20 protein-coding genes are annotated in these 17,645 nt (G+C 63.5%); 8 read left to right on the plus strand and 12 right to left on the minus strand.

Going from position 1 to position 17,645, the window contains the following annotated elements; translation table 11 throughout:
- Together APH25_RS15090 and APH25_RS15095 are read left to right on the plus strand one after the other, a co-directional pair.
- The coding region (locus APH25_RS15090) for a DUF2334 domain-containing protein (protein WP_060482474.1) at positions 1-581 on the plus strand (581 nt) is incomplete at its 5' end.
- On the plus strand, positions 578-1,570 hold the full coding sequence (locus tag APH25_RS15095; RefSeq protein ID WP_060482475.1) for a lysylphosphatidylglycerol synthase transmembrane domain-containing protein: 993 nt from the start codon (positions 578-580) through the stop codon (positions 1,568-1,570). The genes APH25_RS15090 and APH25_RS15095, both read left to right, overlap by 4 nt.
- Before the next feature lie 162 nt (positions 1,571-1,732).
- Here APH25_RS15095 and purU read toward each other — a convergent pair whose 3' ends face one another.
- Positions 1,733-2,584, minus strand: a complete 852-nt coding sequence (gene purU, locus APH25_RS15100; protein ID WP_028635125.1) for a formyltetrahydrofolate deformylase — start codon at positions 2,582-2,584, stop codon at positions 1,733-1,735.
- A gap of 283 nt (positions 2,585-2,867) precedes the next feature.
- Between purU and mvaT the strand changes: the two genes are divergently transcribed.
- The gene (gene mvaT / locus APH25_RS15105; protein WP_028635126.1) at positions 2,868-3,245 is read left to right on the plus strand and encodes a histone-like nucleoid-structuring protein MvaT; all 378 of its coding nucleotides are present in this window, start codon (positions 2,868-2,870) and stop codon (positions 3,243-3,245) included.
- A 69-nt stretch (positions 3,246-3,314) separates the two neighbouring features.
- Here the strand turns inward: mvaT and sbcB are convergent, their stop codons facing one another.
- The 3 genes from sbcB to APH25_RS15120 all read right to left on the minus strand — a co-directional run bounded on the left by sbcB (position 3,315) and on the right by APH25_RS15120 (position 5,693).
- Positions 3,315-4,748 (minus strand): exodeoxyribonuclease I, encoded by a 1,434-nt coding sequence (gene sbcB / locus APH25_RS15110; RefSeq protein WP_060482476.1) that lies wholly within the window; start codon positions 4,746-4,748, stop codon positions 3,315-3,317.
- 77 nt (positions 4,749-4,825) lie between these two features.
- Positions 4,826-5,185 carry a PilZ domain-containing protein gene (locus APH25_RS15115; RefSeq protein WP_028635128.1) on the minus strand — a complete coding sequence of 120 codons (360 nt, stop codon included), beginning with the start codon at positions 5,183-5,185 and terminating at the stop codon, positions 4,826-4,828.
- A gap of 121 nt (positions 5,186-5,306) precedes the next feature.
- Positions 5,307-5,693: a tol-pal system YbgF family protein gene (locus APH25_RS15120; RefSeq protein ID WP_028635129.1), complete on the minus strand. Its 387-nt coding sequence runs from the start codon at positions 5,691-5,693 to the stop codon at positions 5,307-5,309.
- A 159-nt stretch (positions 5,694-5,852) separates the two neighbouring features.
- On the opposite strand from APH25_RS15120, the gene pyk reads away from it, so the two are divergent.
- Positions 5,853-7,307 carry a pyruvate kinase gene (gene pyk / locus APH25_RS15125; RefSeq protein ID WP_028635130.1) on the plus strand — a complete coding sequence of 485 codons (1,455 nt, stop codon included), beginning with the start codon at positions 5,853-5,855 and terminating at the stop codon, positions 7,305-7,307.
- 54 nt (positions 7,308-7,361) lie between these two features.
- On the opposite strand, the gene APH25_RS15130 is transcribed toward pyk, so the two are convergent.
- A complete protein-coding gene (locus APH25_RS15130) occupies positions 7,362-8,282 on the minus strand; it encodes an iron-sulfur-binding ferredoxin reductase (RefSeq protein WP_060482477.1) in 921 nt (306 codons plus the stop codon).
- A 243-nt stretch (positions 8,283-8,525) separates the two neighbouring features.
- Between APH25_RS15130 and APH25_RS15135 the strand changes: the two genes are divergently transcribed.
- Positions 8,526-10,049, plus strand: coding sequence for a fumarate hydratase (locus APH25_RS15135; protein WP_009685641.1), 1,524 nt, complete (start codon positions 8,526-8,528; stop codon positions 10,047-10,049).
- 80 nt (positions 10,050-10,129) lie between these two features.
- On the opposite strand, the gene APH25_RS15140 is transcribed toward APH25_RS15135, so the two are convergent.
- Both APH25_RS15140 and APH25_RS15145 read right to left on the minus strand, forming a co-directional pair.
- Complete coding sequence (locus APH25_RS15140) at positions 10,130-11,002, minus strand: carbon-nitrogen hydrolase family protein (protein WP_060482478.1); 873 nt, start codon at positions 11,000-11,002, stop codon at positions 10,130-10,132.
- The gene (locus APH25_RS15145) at positions 10,999-11,589 is read right to left on the minus strand and encodes a GNAT family N-acetyltransferase (protein ID WP_028635133.1); all 591 of its coding nucleotides are present in this window, start codon (positions 11,587-11,589) and stop codon (positions 10,999-11,001) included. The genes APH25_RS15140 and APH25_RS15145 overlap by 4 nt, the downstream gene beginning before the upstream one ends.
- Before the next feature lie 115 nt (positions 11,590-11,704).
- On the opposite strand from APH25_RS15145, the gene APH25_RS15150 reads away from it, so the two are divergent.
- Positions 11,705-12,103 carry a nuclear transport factor 2 family protein gene (locus tag APH25_RS15150; protein WP_028635134.1) on the plus strand — a complete coding sequence of 133 codons (399 nt, stop codon included), beginning with the start codon at positions 11,705-11,707 and terminating at the stop codon, positions 12,101-12,103.
- A 9-nt stretch (positions 12,104-12,112) separates the two neighbouring features.
- Here the strand turns inward: APH25_RS15150 and APH25_RS15155 are convergent, their stop codons facing one another.
- From APH25_RS15155 to APH25_RS15175, 5 genes are read right to left on the minus strand one after another with little or no spacing between them, the layout of a single operon-like run.
- A complete protein-coding gene (locus APH25_RS15155; protein ID WP_060482479.1) occupies positions 12,113-12,691 on the minus strand; it encodes a DJ-1/PfpI family protein in 579 nt (192 codons plus the stop codon).
- Between the two features lie 51 nt (positions 12,692-12,742).
- Complete coding sequence (locus APH25_RS15160) at positions 12,743-13,900, minus strand: phosphatidylserine/phosphatidylglycerophosphate/cardiolipin synthase family protein (protein ID WP_060482480.1); 1,158 nt, start codon at positions 13,898-13,900, stop codon at positions 12,743-12,745.
- Position 13,901: 1 nt separating this feature from the next.
- A complete protein-coding gene (locus APH25_RS15165; protein ID WP_060482481.1) occupies positions 13,902-14,483 on the minus strand; it encodes a YceI family protein in 582 nt (193 codons plus the stop codon).
- 45 nt (positions 14,484-14,528) lie between these two features.
- Complete coding sequence (locus APH25_RS15170; protein ID WP_028635138.1) at positions 14,529-14,825, minus strand: hypothetical protein; 297 nt, start codon at positions 14,823-14,825, stop codon at positions 14,529-14,531.
- The gene (locus APH25_RS15175; protein ID WP_060482482.1) at positions 14,822-15,898 is read right to left on the minus strand and encodes a serine hydrolase; all 1,077 of its coding nucleotides are present in this window, start codon (positions 15,896-15,898) and stop codon (positions 14,822-14,824) included. Before APH25_RS15175 ends, APH25_RS15170 begins: the two co-directional genes overlap by 4 nt.
- Positions 15,899-16,097: 199 nt before the next feature.
- Between APH25_RS15175 and olsB the strand changes: the two genes are divergently transcribed.
- The gene (gene olsB / locus APH25_RS15180) at positions 16,098-16,853 is read left to right on the plus strand and encodes an L-ornithine N(alpha)-acyltransferase (RefSeq protein WP_028635140.1); all 756 of its coding nucleotides are present in this window, start codon (positions 16,098-16,100) and stop codon (positions 16,851-16,853) included.
- Complete coding sequence (locus tag APH25_RS15185; protein WP_028635141.1) at positions 16,853-17,641, plus strand: lysophospholipid acyltransferase family protein; 789 nt, start codon at positions 16,853-16,855, stop codon at positions 17,639-17,641. The genes olsB and APH25_RS15185 overlap by 1 nt, the downstream gene beginning before the upstream one ends.
- The last annotated feature ends 4 nt before the right edge of the window (positions 17,642-17,645 follow it).

Consider the following 17,645-nt stretch of genomic DNA (forward strand, 5'->3'; position numbering starts at 1 on the left):
GCCAGATGCTTGAACACCGCCTGGCGGCGGGCGACGAACTGGCCTTGCACGGTTATGCACATGCCGACGAAGGGCCACTGCCGCGCACGCCCGTCGAGTACTTCATGCGCCGTATCTATACCCACGAGGGTGAGTTCTATGGGCTGGACGAGCAGCAGGCCCTGGCCCGCCTGCAAGATGGCCTGGCACTGTTTGCGCAGCAGGGCTGGCCAGTGGCGGGGTTCGTTGCGCCGGCGTGGCTCATGAGTGAAGGCACGCGCCAGGCACTGCGTCGGTTGCCCCTCAAGTACACCAGCACGCCGCAGCACCTCTACCGGCTGCCAGACTTCACCGCGATAGATGCACCCGGCCTGGTGTGGAGCGCCCGCAGTGCCTGGCGCCGGGAATTTTCACGCGTGCTCTGCAACTGGCAGTGCCGCCGTTGGCAAGGCGCCAACACGCTGCGGCTGGGGCTGCACCCGGTGGACATGCGCCACCGTTCGTCCCGCGAGTACTGGCTGCGCACGTTGCAGAAGCTGCTTGAAGACGGGCGCCAGCCCTTGACCAAATCCGCCTGGCTGGAGCGCCAGGTAGCCGCATGAACCGCTGGGTCTGGCTGGCGCTGGCGTTGCTGGGCGCAGCGCTGGTGCCGGCAGTGCTGGGCGGCACCGAACTGCTGCCCAGGCTCAGCCGTTTCGACCCGCAATTGCTGCTGACCTTGTTTGGCATGATCGTGCTGTGCTGGGTGCTGAATGCACTACGCCTGCGCCTGCTATTGGGCGAGCAAGCCCGGCACGTTACCCCTGTGCGCACCCTGGGCGTGGTGATGGCCACCGAATTTGCCATTTGCACCACACCCGGGGGCAGTGGCGGCCCGTTGACGCTGATGGCCCTGCTCGCCCGGGACCGCATCAGCCCTGCACGCAGCGGCGCAGTCTTCGCCACCGACCAACTGAACGACCTGGTGTTCTTCTTCTGCGCCATGCTGGCGATTGCCGGCTATGCACTGTTCCACAGCCTGGGCCGCAGCCAGCTGAGCATGCTGTTGGGCAGCGCTGCGCTGCTATGTGCGGCGCTGGCCGCTGTGGTAGTGCTGTTGCGCTACAGGCGCCCGGTAATGCGCGCCAATGGCAGGCTGATACAGCGGCTGGGCGTCAGTGCCCCACGCAAGCGGCGCTGGGCCCGCAAGCTGCTGCGCTTCACGCAGGCCCTGACGCAGACCTGGCAGTTGCCCAAGCGCACCCTTGCGCTGGTATTCACCCTCACCTGCGCCCACTGGGGCCTGCGTTACAGTGTGCTGTACCTGGTGGTGAGGGGCCTGGGCACGGACCTGGGCTGGATCCCCAGTTTTCTGGTGCAGATGCTGTCACTCAGTGCCGGCCAGTTCAGCATGATGCCCGGTGGTGCCGGGGCAGCCGAACTGACGTCGGCCAGCCTGCTGACGCCGATGCTGGGCAGCTCGACGGCAGCAGCGGCCATCCTGCTGTGGCGGGCTGTCACGTACTACTTTTACCTGTTGGCGGGTGGGCCGGTGTTTGTGGCTCTACTGGCTCGCCCGCTGCTGGAACGCTGGCGCCGCCAGGCGGGTTGAGCTGCTGCCAGAGCGCCGCGGCGCCGGGGAAATCGGTGCCGTCGGTAGGCTCCAGGGCCTCGGGGTCAAAACGGGCAAGGCAACCCTCACCCAGTGTGGGCGGTAACGAGGCGGTCGGGGCATTGCGCTGCCGGGCCATGTGTCACCGCTCCCCTGCCAGACTCAATCGAACACGACAGTCTTGTTGCCGTGCACCAGTACCCGGTCTTCCAGGTGATAACGCAGGCCGCGGGCCAGCACCATCTTTTCTACGTCCCGGCCGAAGCGGACCATGTCTTCGATGCTGTCGGCATGGTTCACCCGCACCACGTCCTGTTCGATGATCGGGCCGGCGTCCAGCTCTTGGGTGACGTAGTGGCAGGTGGCGCCGATCAGCTTCACACCACGCAAAGCAGCCTGATGATACGGCTTGGCACCCACGAAGGACGGCAGGAAGCTGTGGTGGATGTTGATGACCTTCTCGGCGTAATCCTGGCACAGCTGTGGCGGCAGGATTTGCATATAGCGGGCCAGCACCACCACATCGGCCGCGTGCTCCTGAACCAGGCGCGACACTTCGGCGAACGCTGGCGCCTTGTCCGCAGGGTCTACAGGCACATGGAAGAATGGAATACCGTGCCACTCGACCATGCTGCGCAGGTCGTTATGGTTGGAGATGACACAGGGGATATCGCAATCGAGTTCATCCGTGTGCCAGCGGTGCAGCAAATCGGCCAGGCAATGGGACTCACGGCTGGCCATCAACACAACGCGCTTCTTTTGCGCCGAATCGGTGATGCGCCACATCATGGAAAACTCTTCGGCAATCGGCGCAAAGGCTTCGCGGAAGGCTTCAATACCAAAGGGCAAGGATTCTGCGCGGATTTCATGACGCATGAAGAACCAACCGCTCTGCACGTCAGAGTGGTGGCTGGCTTCGTTGATCCAGCCGTTGTACAACGCCAGGAAATTACTGACTTTCGCCACGATGCCGACGCGGTCGGGGCAAGCGATCACCAGACGGTAGGTGCGCATGAATAAGACTCCAGAACTTCGCAAAGGCGCACATTCTAGCGGCCCGCCAGAAAAAACGCAGTAATGATTGAGGGGGCGGGCGCGAATCGTTGACCACGTGAATCAAGGCATTGTCTGACAAGACGGACAGACGAGACCGTCGCTTAATGTAAATTTTTGTTCACCCAGAGATATGTTGTCACAGCTTAATTAACAGTTAATGCCGCAATAACATGTTTACTTGCGAGTATCGCCTGTCTATTATTGCCCCACACATTTCCGAACACGCATTAAGGAACACTCCATGTCCCTGATCAACGAGTACCGCGCCACCGAAGAAGCCATCAAGGAACTTCAGGCCCGCCTGGCCAACCTGTCCCAGGATGACAAGCTGAAAAAAGAACTGGAGTTCGAAGGCAAACTGCGCACCTTGATGGGTGAATATTCCAAGTCGCTGCGTGACATCATTGCCCTGCTCGACCCGGATTCCAAACTGAGCAAAGCACCCCGTGGCGCCGTCAAGCCAACCGCTACCAAGCGTGCCCGCAAGGTCAAGCAATACAAAAACCCGCACAACGGTGAAGTCATCGAAACCAAAGGCGGCAACCACAAAACCCTGAAAGAGTGGAAAGCCAATTGGGGTGGTGATGTGGTTGAAAGCTGGGCCACCTTGCTGGACTGATTGTCCTGCACCGCAGGGTTGCCCAATAAAAAACGCCGGCGTATTACCGGCGTTTTTTATTGGCCGGTTTTAAGCGATGGCTAATTTCGCTTGCAAGTGCCGGGTGTGAAGCTGCCAGGCTTGCAACACCTGCTGCCCTGCTGGGTCTGCCCCAGGCCATGCGAGCTCCAGGGCCTTGGCGAAATCGCCGAGGGTGTTCGGCGCGCCCCACTGCGGGTCAAGCAGGCGCTGTCGGCAGAAATCCTGCCAGCGTTGCTGTTCCTGCCCATTCAAGGTATCTGGAAAATTACGTGCCCGGTAACGGAACAACAGTTCGGGCAACCGTGGGTCATCGAACATCCACTGCCCATGCCCCAACTGGGCAGGGTCCGAGGTACGCACGTGTTCGCACAAGCGGCGATCACGCTCGCCCAGGAAACCTTCGTACAATTGCTGCTCAGGGTCGGCACTCGGCGCAAACGCTTCCTTGCCATAAATGAGTTGAAGCTTGTCCTGCCATTGCGCCTGCTGGCTGGCCAAGTCTTCGCCACGCCGTTGCAACATTGGCACATCCAGGCCCAGCCGTAGTTGATCCTGAGGGCGCAACACCGAAAGCGGCGCCACTACTGGGCAACGGTTGATCTGTATTAGTTTGAGCGGGACCGGTAATTCACCCTCTGCCAATTCATCACGCCGGGTGTACAAACGCTGGCGCAAAGTTTCAGCAGTTTCCCACACAAGCGGTGAGGTTTCCTGATGCAGGTCGCACACAATCAGTGCATTGCGGTTGTGCGGATGCCACGCCAGTGGCAACACCACCCCCAAATAATTACGGGCGGCAGAAAAGCGACCCGATATATGCACCAGCGGCTGCAACAAGCGTATCTGCTCCATCACCTTGTGCTTGCTGCGTAGCTGGAAAAGCCATTCATATAACTTTGGCTGTTGCTGGCGAATCAAGCGCGCCAGGGCGATGGTGGCCCGTACGTCGGAAAGCGCTTCGTGGGCATGGCCATGGTCAATCCCGTTTGCCTTGGTCAGTAACTCGAGGCGCAGGCTGGTACGCCCCTCCTGTTGCGGCCATTCAATCCCCTCAGGCCTGAGCGCATAAGCGGTGCGCACCACGTCGATCAGGTCCCAACGGCTGTTACCCCCCTGCCATTCACGGGCGTAGGGGTCGAAGAAGTTGCGGTAAAGGCTATAGCGCGTCACTTCATCGTCGAACCGCAGGGTGTTGTAGCCGGCCCCACAGGTGCCGGGCTGAGCCAGCTGTGCATACACCCGGGACATGAATTCAGCTTCGCACAGGCCCTGCTCGACGAGCTGCTGCGGGGTAATACCGGTCACCAGACAGGCCGCTGGGTGCGGCAGGATGTCATCGGACGGCCGACAGTAAAAGTTGATGGGTTCGTCGATTTCGTTCAGCTCGAAATCGGTGCGCAGCCCGGCCATCTGCAAAGGGCGGTCGCAGCGCGGGTTGATACCGGTGGTTTCGTAGTCGTGCCAGAAAATGCTTGCGGTCACGGGGTCGTCCTGTAGCGGGGTCGACCCGATTCTAACGCGATTCCCCCATGTCGAGGCTCAAGGGCACCTACGGCAGGTCAGACGGGGGCGTTGGCGGCGCGAAAGCTGAAGTATTCCTGCAGTGACTTCACAAAGTCGTCGAATTCGCGCGGCGCCTGCAGCAGCATGAAGCCAGAATCGTAGTGCCCTGGGGTCTGGTCCTCACGGCACCACAGGCAACTGGCGGTCAGATTGACGAACTGATGCCCGCCGCCCTGCAACGGCAAGCGTAATTGCAGTTCGTAATCAGGGCCTACCAGCACGGGCAGCTCACTGATGACCATCAACCCGGCCTCCGACGCGTTCCCCAACAGGCCGATCTCCTGACCGGTAAATCGGTTGAACACCTGAAGAACGAAGGGTAATTGATGGCGTTGTATATTGCGCTTGTTGAACATGGCGGTTGATGCAGTCCGTTCCTGGCCAGGAATGCGTGGAACTGGCGGTTTTTGTAACAGCTGAGTTACAGATTAGCGCAGGGCGCCTGGTAACTCTCACAAAATAGAACACACCTTGGCATTATCGCCAAGGTGCAGTCGTCGCCGGCTTGGCGATGGCGGGTTCGCCACTGCGATAATGGCCGAGCCGCTCCAGTGTCTGCAGGCGCGCTTGCGCCCGATAGGCGTATTCGTTGCCGGGGTAGCGCTGAATCAGGTACTGGTAGGTTTGTGCAGCATCCACATACAGCGCCTGACGCTCCAGGCACTGGCCACGCAGCAATGCAACCTCGGGGTGGATGAACGGGCGGGCTCGGCTGGCACGGTCGACCTGGGACAACTCGAGCATGACCCGCTGGCAGTCGCCACGGTCGTAGGCGCGGTAGGCGTTGTTCAGGTGATGGTCCATCGACCAGCGGGTACAACCGACGGCGCTGGCGGCCAGGGCTAAAACGATCAGGGTGCGCATGGGTGTCTCCTTTGCTGTCCAGCTTATCGGCCGCTGCCGACGTTTCTTCAGCCATGGCGCGACGGGCTGTGGGTAGAGCATCAGGTAGTGAAACGGAAAAATGACTACAGCAAGATTCAGGAGTAGCCTTTCGCTGCGCTTCAATACAGGAGTCTGTGCATGACCATCCGCCGCACCAAAATCGTCGCCACCCTTGGCCCAGCCAGCAATTCGCCGGAAGTGATCGAACAACTGATCCACGCCGGCCTGGACGTGGCACGCCTGAACTTCTCTCACGGCACCCCGGACGAGCACAAGGCCCGCGCCCGCCTGATTCGTGACATCGCCGCCAAGAACGGCCGCCATGTCGCACTGCTGGGCGACCTGCAAGGCCCGAAGATCCGCATCGCCAAGTTCGCCAACAAGCGCATCGAATTGAAGATCGGTGACAAGTTCACCTTCTCCACCGCTCACCCGCTGACCGAAGGCAACCAGGATATCGTCGGTATCGACTACCCCGACCTGGTCAAGGACTGCGGCGTAGGTGACGAACTGCTGCTCGACGACGGCCGTGTGGTCATGCGCGTTGAAACCGCCACCGCAGACGCCCTGCACTGCGTGGTGATCATTGGTGGCCCGCTGTCGGACCACAAGGGCATCAACCGCAAAGGCGGTGGCCTGACCGCCCCGGCCCTGACCGAGAAGGACAAGGCCGACATCAAGCTGGCAGCCGAAATGGACCTGGATTACCTGGCCGTTTCCTTCCCACGCGATGCCAGCGATATGGAATACGCCCGCAAACTGCGTGACGAAGCGGGCGGCAGCGCCTGGCTGGTCGCCAAGATCGAGCGCGCCGAGGCGGTTGCCGACGACGAAACCCTCGACAAGCTGATCGCTGCCTCCGATGCGGTGATGGTTGCCCGCGGTGACCTGGGTGTGGAAATCGGCGACGCCGAACTGATCGCCATCCAGAAGAAGATCATCCAGCACGCACGCCGCAACAACAAAGCGGTGATCGTGGCGACCCAGATGATGGAGTCGATGATCCAGAACCCGATGCCCACCCGTGCCGAAGTGTCCGACGTGGCCAACGCCGTGCTCGACAACACCGACGCGGTCATGCTGTCGGCCGAAAGTGCCGCCGGTGCTTACCCGATCGAGGCCGTGCAAGCCATGGCGCGCATCTGCCTGGGCGCCGAGAAGCACCCGACCAGCCAGCGCTCCAGCCACCGCCTGCACACCACCTTCGAGCGCTGTGACGAAAGCATCGCGCTGGCGGCCATGTACACCGCCAACCACTTCCCTGGGGTAAAGGCGATCATCGCCCTGACCGAAAGTGGCTACACCCCGTTGATCATGTCGCGCCTGCGCTCGCATGTGCCGATCTTCGCCCTGTCGCCACACCGTGCCACCCAGGCTCGCGCCTCGATGTTCCGCGGTGTGTACCCGATCGACTTCGACCCGGCATCGTTGCCGGCCGACAAGGTCAGCCAGGCAGCGGTCGACGAACTGCTCAAGCGTGGCCTGGTGGAACAGGGTGACTGGGTGATCCTGACCAAAGGCGACAGCTACCACACCATCGGTGGCACCAATGGCATGAAGATCCTGCATGTGGGTGATCCGCTGGTCGGTTGATCCAGCAACGCGTCAGGGGCCGCTTCGCGGCCCTATCGCAGGCAAGCCCGTCCGTCAGGCATGCCCCACAAACACATCGGCGTACACCTGCCCTCGTGGCACACCGGCGATGAACAGCCGGCGGGCAAAGCGCTCCACGCGCGCCTGCCCACCGCACACCAGCGCCACAGTCTGCCGCGACGGCAGGCGCAAGCCGGCAAGCGCCTCGTCCATGTGCTCTGCCAGCACCAACTCCACACTCACCCCCTGCACCTTGCGCAGTGCATCAGCCAGATAATGCCCGGCACCGTCGTGCGCCACATGCACGAGCCTGATCTCGCCCTGATGCCCCTGGCGCAGCGCCTCGCGCAAGATACCCCACAGCGGGGCCAGGCCCGTGCCTGCTGCCAGCAGCCACAACGGCCGCGCCTGCCAGTCCGGGTCGTAATGCAGGGCTCCGCCGCGCAGCTCGCCCAAGCGCACCGGGTCACCCACCTGCACAGCGCGGGCAAGGTCACAAAATGCGCCGGGGTGACGGCAGTCGATATGAAACTCAAGGCATTCGTCCTCACCCGGCAAACTGGCGAGGGAATAGGGCCGTGCCACGCCGCCCAGCCACAACACCACGTGCTGCCCGGCCTGGTAGCGCACCGGCCGCTCCGGCCGCAGTTGCAGGCGCAGCACCGTGCCTGCCCAGCCCAGCGCGGCCACCGTGGCCATCACGCCATGCTGGCGCGGGTCGAACAACGCCACCTGCAGGTTCTCGACTACCCGGCACTGGCAGGCCAGCCGCCAGCCCTGGGCATGCTTGTCCAGGGCCAGGGCCTCGGGCAGCGCATCCAGCGGTTGCCCGGCCAGGCATTGCACAAGGCAGGCATGGCAGCTACCAGCCCTGCAGCTGTAGGGCACGTTCAGGCCAGCGTCGTTCAGGGCATCCAGCAGGTTGCTGCCGTTCGGTACTGTCCAGCGCTGCTCACCCACGCAGAGTTCGGGCATGTTCGGTACAGTCTCCGGTGAATGGGGTGGTGTGGGCCGATTCTACGGCAGCAAAAAGGATGCCGGCCAGCGACCGACCAATGTCCGCATCGGCTGCAGGTGTGCCAGGCCCTGATGCGCGCTATACTGCCGCGCCTTTTTACGTCGGCCTGACCTGCCGGCGCCTGCAAGGCGCTTCGACACGCTGGTCGGCACCGTCGAGCGCCGTAATGAATGTTCCCGTCTTCAAGAGGAGCGCGCTGCATGACCGTGATCAAGCAAGACGACCTGATTCAGAGCGTCGCCGATGCCCTGCAATTCATTTCGTACTACCACCCCGTCGATTTCATCCAGGCCATGCACGAGGCCTACCTGCGCGAAGAGTCGCCGGCTGCACGCGATTCCATCGCCCAGATCCTGATCAACTCGCGCATGTGCGCCACCGGCCACCGCCCGATCTGCCAGGACACCGGTATCGTCACCGTGTTCGTGCGCGTGGGCATGGACGTGCGCTGGGATGGCGCCACCCTGAGCGTCGACGACATGATCAACGAAGGTGTGCGCCGCGCCTACAACCTGCCTGAAAACGTGCTGCGTGCATCGATCCTGGCCGACCCGGCCGGTGCTCGCAAGAACACCAAGGACAACACCCCGGCCGTTATCCATTACTCCATCGTCCCCGGCGACAAGGTTGAAGTGGACGTGGCCGCCAAGGGTGGCGGTTCGGAGAACAAGTCGAAGATGGCCATGCTCAACCCATCCGACTCCATCGTCGACTGGGTCCTCAAGACCGTGCCGACCATGGGCGCCGGCTGGTGCCCGCCTGGCATGCTCGGCATCGGTATCGGCGGCACCGCCGAGAAGGCCGCCGTCATGGCCAAGGAAGTGTTGATGGAATCCATCGACATCCACGAGCTCAAGGCCCGTGGCCCGCAGAACCGCCTGGAAGAAATCCGCCTGGAGCTGTTCGAAAAGGTCAACCAACTGGGCATCGGTGCCCAGGGCCTGGGTGGCCTCACCACCGTGCTCGACGTCAAGATCATGGACTACCCGACCCACGCCGCTTCGCTGCCGGTCTGCATGATCCCCAACTGCGCCGCCACCCGCCACGCCCACTTCGTGCTCGATGGCTCGGGCCCAGCTGAGCTGGAAGCCCCGTCGCTGGACGCCTACCCGGAAATCGTCTGGGAAGCCGGCCCTAGCGCTCGCCGCGTCAACCTCGATGACATCACCCCGGAAGAAGTCGCCAGCTGGAAGCCGGGCGAAACCATCCTGCTCAACGGCAAGATGCTCACCGGCCGCGACGCTGCCCACAAGCGCATGGTCGAAATGCTCAACCGCGGCGAAGCGCTGCCGGTCGACTTGAAAGGCCGCTTCATCTACTACGTAGGCCCGGTCGACCCGGTGGGTGACGAAGTCGTTGGCCCAGCCGGCCCGACCACCGCCACGCGCATGGACAAATTCACCCGTCAAATCCTCGAGCAGACCGGCCTGCTGGGCATGATCGGCAAGTCCGAGCGCGGCCCGACCGCCATCGAGGCGATCAAGGACAACAAGGCCGTGTACCTGATGGCCGTGGGTGGCGCTGCCTACCTGGTGGCCCAGGCCATCCGCAAGTCGAAGGTGCTGGCCTTCGCCGAGCTGGGCATGGAAGCGATCTACGAGTTCGAGGTCAAGGACATGCCGGTTACCGTCGCGGTAGACAGTAACGGTGAGTCTGTGCACATCACGGGCCCTGCCCTGTGGCAGAGCAAGATTGCCCAGAGCCTGGCAGTCGAAGTGAAGTAAAACTGCCTCGCGCGCAAGCCCGCTCCCACTGCGTTACGCCTGTGGGAGCGGGCCTGACTGCGATGCAAGCATCACGGTCATCACCGCATTCTTTCAAACTGCTCCGGCCAGTCCCGCCAGGTAAAAACCTGCCCTTCCCGCCGCACCCGCCGCACCTCTTCCAGGTCCAGGTCACACACCAGCCACTGGCTGCCGACCGGGTCGAGCCCTTCACTCAAAGCCATCACCCCATCACCCGGCATGCCGTGATCCGGCGGTACGAACAGCCCTGCCCGGCCGATGTTTTCGTCCAGTGCCGGCGACCACGGCGCACGGCCCACCGTGGGGCTCTGCAACACGGCAATCTGGTTTTCCAGCGCACGCGCCTGGGCACCGATGCGCACCCGGTGGTAACCCGCCTCGGTGTCGGTGCAGCTCGGCGCCAGGATCAGGTCGGCCCCCTGTTCAGCGAGCCGACGGGCCAGCAGGGGGAACTCGTTGTCGTAGCAGACCAGAATGCCCAGGCGCCCCAGCTCGGTATCGAACACCTGCAAACCCTGCCCGGCGGCAATCCCCCACTGCTCCCGCTCGAAGCGGGTCATCATCAGTTTGTCCTGATACCCCAGGCAGCCCTGCGGGCCGAACAGCCAGGCGCGGTTGCGGTACAACCCGTCATCGTCCAGCACCGGCAGCGTGCCCGGCTGCAGGTACACATTCAAGCGCTTGGCGATGCCCGCGCACAGCGCCTTCCACGGTTCGATCAGCGGCTGCATGGCAGCAATCGATGTGCCCAGGTCGCCCCGCTGCCGCGCCGAAAGCTGGCCACTGAGTACCAGCCCGGCGTATTCCGGTAACAGCAGCAGGCGGGCGCCAGCGTCCACGGCCTCGGAGCACAGCGCCTGCAAGTGGTCGGCGTAGGCGTCCCAGGTTTCATGCAGCTCGATTGCATACTGGCAAGCCGCAACGCGGATCACAGTGGCAATTCCTTGAGCCAGAACGACATCAGTTTGTCGGAGCTTTCCGGTTCATCCAGGTCACGCCATGCGTAACGGGTGCGCAACGACGGGTCGTGCAGAAACCCCCGGTTGCGCCAGAAGCCATGCAGTGGCTTGTAGTCAGCCGGCCTTCGTGGGTGCACCCCAGGCCGTTCGACGGCGCAAAACGCGCAGTAGTCGAACTCGGCCAGCTTGTGCGCGTAAGACTCACGCTCGATGAAAAAGCGCACACCCAGGCCCTGCCCCCGGTACTCGGGCAGCACCACCGATTCACCGAAGTAATAGACGCTGGCCGGGTCACGCCCCTGGGCGAGAAACGGCTGCTGCAGCTCGGGTGCCACATCCACCAGCGGCAGGCCGGTGGAGGCGCCCACCACCTTGCCGTCGTCCAGTGCCAGCACCACAAGGCTGCGCCCAGAGCGGGCATAGGTGGCGAGGTAGTCGGCTTCGTACTCGGGCGAGCCGTCGTAGAGGTAGGGAAACTCGCGGAACACGTTCAGGCGCAGACGAGCGAGGTCATCGATGTAAGGCGCGATAGCGGCGCCGTGCAACAGGCGTATTTCCATGCTTGGCGGTCGTTTTGTCGATGTGGATGACGCGCTCGGCTAAGCCGGGCTTGAGGGGAAACCCTATCATCCGGGCCAACGACGCGCCTTTTCCCTACACGACAGGTATTGTTCCATGACCGCTACCGAACTGGTAAATGCTTACTACGCCGCTTTCAATGCGGGCGACATGCCAGCCTTTCTCGCGCTGCTCAGCGAAGACGTGATCCACGACATCAACCAGGGTGAGCGGCAGATGGGCAAGGCCAGCTTCGCGGCCTTCATGGGCAAGATGAACCGCTGCTACCGCGAGCGCCTGGCCGACATCGTGGTCATGCAGAACGCCGACGGCAGCCGCGCCGCCGCCGAGTTCACCGTGCACGGCCAGTACCTGGAAGCCGATGAAGGCCTGCCGGCCGCCAAGGGGCAGACCTACGTGCTACCGGCCGGAGCCTTCTTCTACATCCATTGTGGCAAGATTGCCCGCGTCACCAACTACTACAACCTCAACGACTGGGTAGAGCAGGTCGCCTGAGCCACGCGCTTACGAGATGCGGGTGCCCAGTACTTTCAGGAAGGCCGCCAGCCACGCCGGGTGCGCAGGCCAGGCAGGCGCGGTGACCAGGTTGCCATCCACATGGGCCTGGTCGACCGCGATGTCGATGAATGTGCCCCCCGCCAGGCGCACTTCCGGCGCGCACGCCGGGTATGCGCTGCACTCGCGGCCTTTGAGCACGCCCGCGGCCGCCAGCAGTTGCGCACCATGGCACACGGCGGCAATCGGCTTGCCGGCCTGGTCGAAGGCGCGTACCAGGTCCAGCACCTTCTCGTTCAGGCGCAGGTATTCAGGGGCCCGGCCGCCGGGGATCAGCAGGGCGTCATAGCTTTCGGGGCGAGCCCGCACAAAGTCGTGGTTCAGGGCAAAATGGTGCCCGGGCTTTTCGCTGTAGGTCTGCTCGCCCTCGAAGTCGTGGATGGCTGTGCGCACGGTCTGCCCCGCGACCTTTTCCGGGCACACCGCATGCACCGTATGGCCGACCATGCTCAGCGCCTGGAACGGCACCATGGCCTCGTAATCTTCCACATAATCGCCCACCAGCATGAGAATCTTCTTCGCCGTCATCGCATCCGCTCCATCCATTGCCTGTGAACTGTGATCCCACCATAGCCGCTCTCAGTCGCGGCGGTCGAGCAGGTTGGCCACCAGCCGGTCCAGCCAGCCCCAGACGCGCTGCTTCACCCGTCGCCACAGCGGCCGCGCATTCCAGTGGTCCAGGTCGACTTCCTGGCTTTGCGCAAAATCGCGCTCGAAGCTGGCGACCACGGCGGCCGTCAGCGCCGGGTCCAGTGCCTCGATGTTGGCTTCGAGGTTGAAGCGCAGGTTCCAGTGGTCGAAGTTGCACGAACCGATGCTTACCCAGTCATCCACCACCACCATTTTCAGGTGCAGGAAACACGGCTGGTATTCGAAGATCCGCACGCCGGCACGCAACAGGCGGGGGTAATAGCGGTGCCCGGCATAGCGGACGGACGGGTGATCGGTACGCGGGCCGGTCAGCAGCAGGCGCACATCCACCCCCTTGCCAGCGGCGCGGCGCAACGAACGGCGCACGCTCCAGGTGGGTAGAAAATAAGGCGTGGCCAGCCACACACGCTGGGTGCCGCTGTTAAGCGCGCGCACCAGTGCGTGCAGAATGTCCTGGTGCTGGCGGGCGTCGGCATAGGCCACCCGGCCCAGACCCTGCCCCTTCGCCGGCACTTTGGGCAAGCGCGGCAGGCCAAACCCTTCGGCAGGGCGCCAGGCCGTGCGACGGTGGTTGGCCTGCCACTGGCGGTCGAACAGCAACTGCCAGTCGCTCACCACCGGGCCCTGTATCTGCACCATCACTTCATGCCAATCGCTGGCGGCAGCGTCTGGCCGCCAGAATTCGTCGGTCACACCCGTGCCGCCCACCACCGCCCAGCGCTCGTCCACCAACAGCAACTTGCGATGATCGCGGTAGAGGTTGCGCAAGCCACGCTTCCAGTGCAGGCGGTTGTACCAGCGCAGGTACACACCGGCATCCACCAGGCGCTGGCGCAACACGCTGTTGAAGGCCAGGGAGCCGTAGTCATCGAACAGGCAGCGGACCCGCACACCGCGCCGGGCAGTGTGTTCAAGGGCCTGGACCACGGCCTCGGCGCAGGCGCCTGCTTCGACCAGGTACAACTCAAGGTCGACCTGGGTCTGGGCGCCGCTGATGGCCGCGAGCATGCGCGGGAAAAATTCGGGGCCATCGATCAGCAGTTCGAACTGGTTGCCATCCCGCCAGGGGAAGACTGGCCCCGACATGTCAGCGGGCGGTAAAGATCAGCACCGCATTGACCGGCACCGAGGGGTTGATGGATTTGAGCTTGGCGAACTTGCGCAGGGTTTCCAGCCCTGGCAGCAGGCCGAAGTCTTCGGCACGCAGCACCAGCGGCTCCAGGGTCACCACCTGAAAACGCCGCTGGTCCAGGCGCGTTGCCAGCAACAGGGCATCGTAGTTGTGCGACTGGCCACGCAAGGTCACCGTCACCGGCAGGCGCAGTTCGATCTGCGCACCGTCGGCCAGGTCGTTGATGGGCCGCAGGTCCAGTTGCGCCTGTACCTGCGCCTCGGCAAAGCGGCCGACGTCGAACAGGTCGTCACGCATGCGCTCATCCCTCAACGGGATGCCGCTGCTGACCGAATCCATCTCGATGCGCAGCCCTGCAACACCCTTGCGGTCGACCGCCCCATGCAACACGAGAAAACGGTGCACTTCAGCCGTATCGCCATTCTTGCCGGTAATGAAGGACAACCGTGACGATTCACCGTCGAGGTGCCAGTTGGCCTGTACAGGTAGGCAGAATGCCAGCAGCAAGGCCGGCAGCAGGCGGGGCAGTTTGAACATGACGGATCTCGTAAAACCAGGCCGCCAACCTTACCGCGCCGCTCTTCATGGCAGCAAGCGGCAGCCTGCACGTGGGCCCTGCCAGCGCGCCTGTGCACGTTGGCCCAGGCCCTCGGCAGTGATCTGCCGCTGCAGGGTGCTTTCCTGTAGATGGCTCAAGGGCAACCACTGTTTGACATAGGCGCCGCAGTATTCAGGCGTGAACCCCATGACGAAGCGACACGAGCAGTACTCCTTGGCCGAGTAGGCGGCAAGGATACCCGGGAAATCGCCCAGCGCCTGGCGCTCACTCCAGGCCCACCCGCACAGCGCCACTACCAACAGCCATGCTACCCGCTTCATCCGCCCGCCCCTGCCAACGCCGCCAGCACGCGCTTGAGCAACGCGTCATGCCGGTAGCTGGCGTCACGGTCATCGGCATAGCGCACGATGACCAGGTTCTGCTCCGGTACCACATACAGCGCCTGGCCCCAGTGCCCCAAGGCGGCGTAGGTGCCTGCCGGTGCACTCGGCCAGGGCCGTTGGCCATCGGCGTCTGGCTGGTTAAGCCACCAGTGGCCGCCGGGGCTGGGCTCACCGGGCTCACGGCGGGCATTGGCAAATGGCGTGCGGTTGAACGCCACCCAGTCAGCGGGCAGCAACTGCCGGCCATGCCAGCGGCCATCGCGCAGCATCAGCAGGCCGATACGGGCCAGGTCGCGGGCAGTCAGGTACAGGTAAGAGGAGCCAACGAAGGTGCCGGTAGCGTCACGCTCCCACACCGCGCTGTCGATGCCCAGCGGCGTAAACAAGGCCTGCCAGGGGTAATCCGGGTACTGCGCGGTGCCCAGCATGCCGCGCAGGCCGGCGGCCAACAGGTTGCTGTCACCGCTGGAGTACACAAATTGCTGGCCAGCCGGCGCCGCCGCCTCGTGGCTGGCCGCATAGGCCGCCATATCGCGGCGGCCTCGGGTGTACAGCATGGCCACCACCGAAGACTTGAGCGGCGCGTATTCGTAATCCTCCTGCCATTGCAACCCACTGGCCCAATGCAGCAGGTCCAACATGCGCACATCCGGGTGCGCGGCCATGGCGGGATAGAAGCGTGCCAGCGGGTCCTGCAAATGGAAGCGGCCTTGCCCGTAAGCCACCCCAAGCACGGTGGCGAGCACGCTTTTACTCACCGACCAGGTGAGGTGTGCAGTGCTGGCGGTGGTTGGCGCTGCGTAGCGTTCGTGAACGATACGCCCGTCGCGGACGATCAGCAGGGCATCGGTGCGGATGCCATCACGCCCGGCGCCGGTGCGCGATGGGAACGCATAGGCGTCCACCGCTTGCCAGTCCAGCGTATCGGGTGCGCGCTGCCAGTGCCCATCAGGCCACGGCTCTGCCTGGGCGGTGGTGAGGCTTAGAAACAGCAACAGGCCTTTGAGCATTGCGGTTCGGGCTCTCTGTAGCAGGCATCGATGGCGTGCGCAGCAGGCTACGGCCCTTTCGTGACAGTTGCGCAGTGCTGGCGGGTGTCATGCAAGCATCACCAAAGGTTCATGGGGGTGACACCGGGTCTACCTAGGCTGACCTTGCACAACAAAGCCGACCGGCCGCTCTTCCATGGCTGGCTTATGGAGACTCGCAATGACTCGGATCGCTCACACTGGCGACAACAGCACCGAACGCCGTCTGCAAGCCGAACGCCTGGTTGGCGAAGCGGCCCTTCAAGAAGCCCAGGCCTTGCGCTATCAAGTATTCAGCGCGGAGTTCAAAGCCAAGCTCAAAGGTGCCGAGCACGGCCTGGACAGGGATGACTACGACGTTCACTGCCGCCACATTGGTGTGCGTGACCTGAATACCGGCAAGCTGGTGGCTACCACTCGCCTGCTCGACCACCAGGCCGCCAGCAGCCTGGGCCGCTTCTACAGCGAAGAAGAGTTCAGCCTGCATGGTCTGGTGCAGTTGCAAGGCCCGATCCTGGAACTGGGCCGTACCTGCGTTGCCCCCGACTACCGCAACGGCGGCACCATCGCCGTGTTGTGGGGCGAACTGGCCGAAGTGCTCAACGAGGGGCGCTACAGCTACCTGATGGGCTGCGCCAGCATTCCGATGCAGGACGGCGGTATCCAGGCTCACGCGGTGATGCAGCGCCTGCGCGAGCGCTACCTGTGCACCGAGCACCTGCGTGCCGAGCCACGTAACCCGCTGCCCAAACTGGCCTTGCCCAGCAACGTGATCGCAGAAATGCCACCCCTGCTCAAGGCCTACATGCGCCTGGGGGCGAAGATCTGCGGTGAACCATGCTGGGACCAGGACTTCCAGGTGGCCGATGTGTTCATCCTGCTCAAACGCGACGAGTTGTGCCCGCGTTATGCCCGCCACTTCAAGGCGGCAGTCTGATGACCAGGCTGCGGGTGCTGGCCCGCCTGTGCCGGCTGCTGATGGTGGTAGTACTGGGCATGCTGATGGCAAGCGTGATCGCTGTGGGCGAACGCCTTGGCGTAAAAGCCAACCTTGAACGCCGCCAGCGCTGGAGCTGCATGTTCATGAAGCGCCTGGTGGCTGCCCTGCCCTTCGACGTGCAGGTACGCGGCCAACTGCCGCGCCAGCCGATGCTGTGGGTCAGCAACCACGTATCCTGGACCGATATCCCACTGCTGGGCATGCTGCTGCCGCTGTCGTTTCTGTCCAAGGCCGAAGTGCGGCACTGGCCGGTCGCCGGCTGGCTGGCCGAGCAGGCCGGCACCCTGTTCATCCGCCGTGGCGGGGGCGATGGCCAGCGCCTGCGCGAGCAGATCAGCGAGCAGTTGGGTCAGGCCAGGCCGCTGCTGATTTTCCCCGAAGGCACCACCACGGATGGTTCCCAATTGCGCACCTTCCATGGCCGCTTGCTGGCTGGGGCAATTGACCAGGGCGTGGCGGTGCAGCCGGTTGCCATCGAGTACCTGCGCGACGGCAAGCCTGACCCGGTTGCCCCGTTCGTTGGCGATGATGACCTGGTGTCCCACCTCATGCGCCTGTTCGCACAGCCACGCAGCCAGGTACACATCCACCTGTTACCACCGGTTGAGAGTGCGGGCAAGGAGCGCGCGGTGCTGGCCCTGCAGGCACAACAAGCCATCCAGGTGGCATTGTTCGGCTTCGAAGTCGTAGCAGCAGCCCCACGCCGCCAGCCAAAGGCCGCTTAAGCAA

This window comes from Pseudomonas sp. NBRC 111119 (genome assembly GCF_001320125.1).
GTDB lineage: Bacteria > Pseudomonadota > Gammaproteobacteria > Pseudomonadales > Pseudomonadaceae > Aquipseudomonas > Aquipseudomonas parafulva.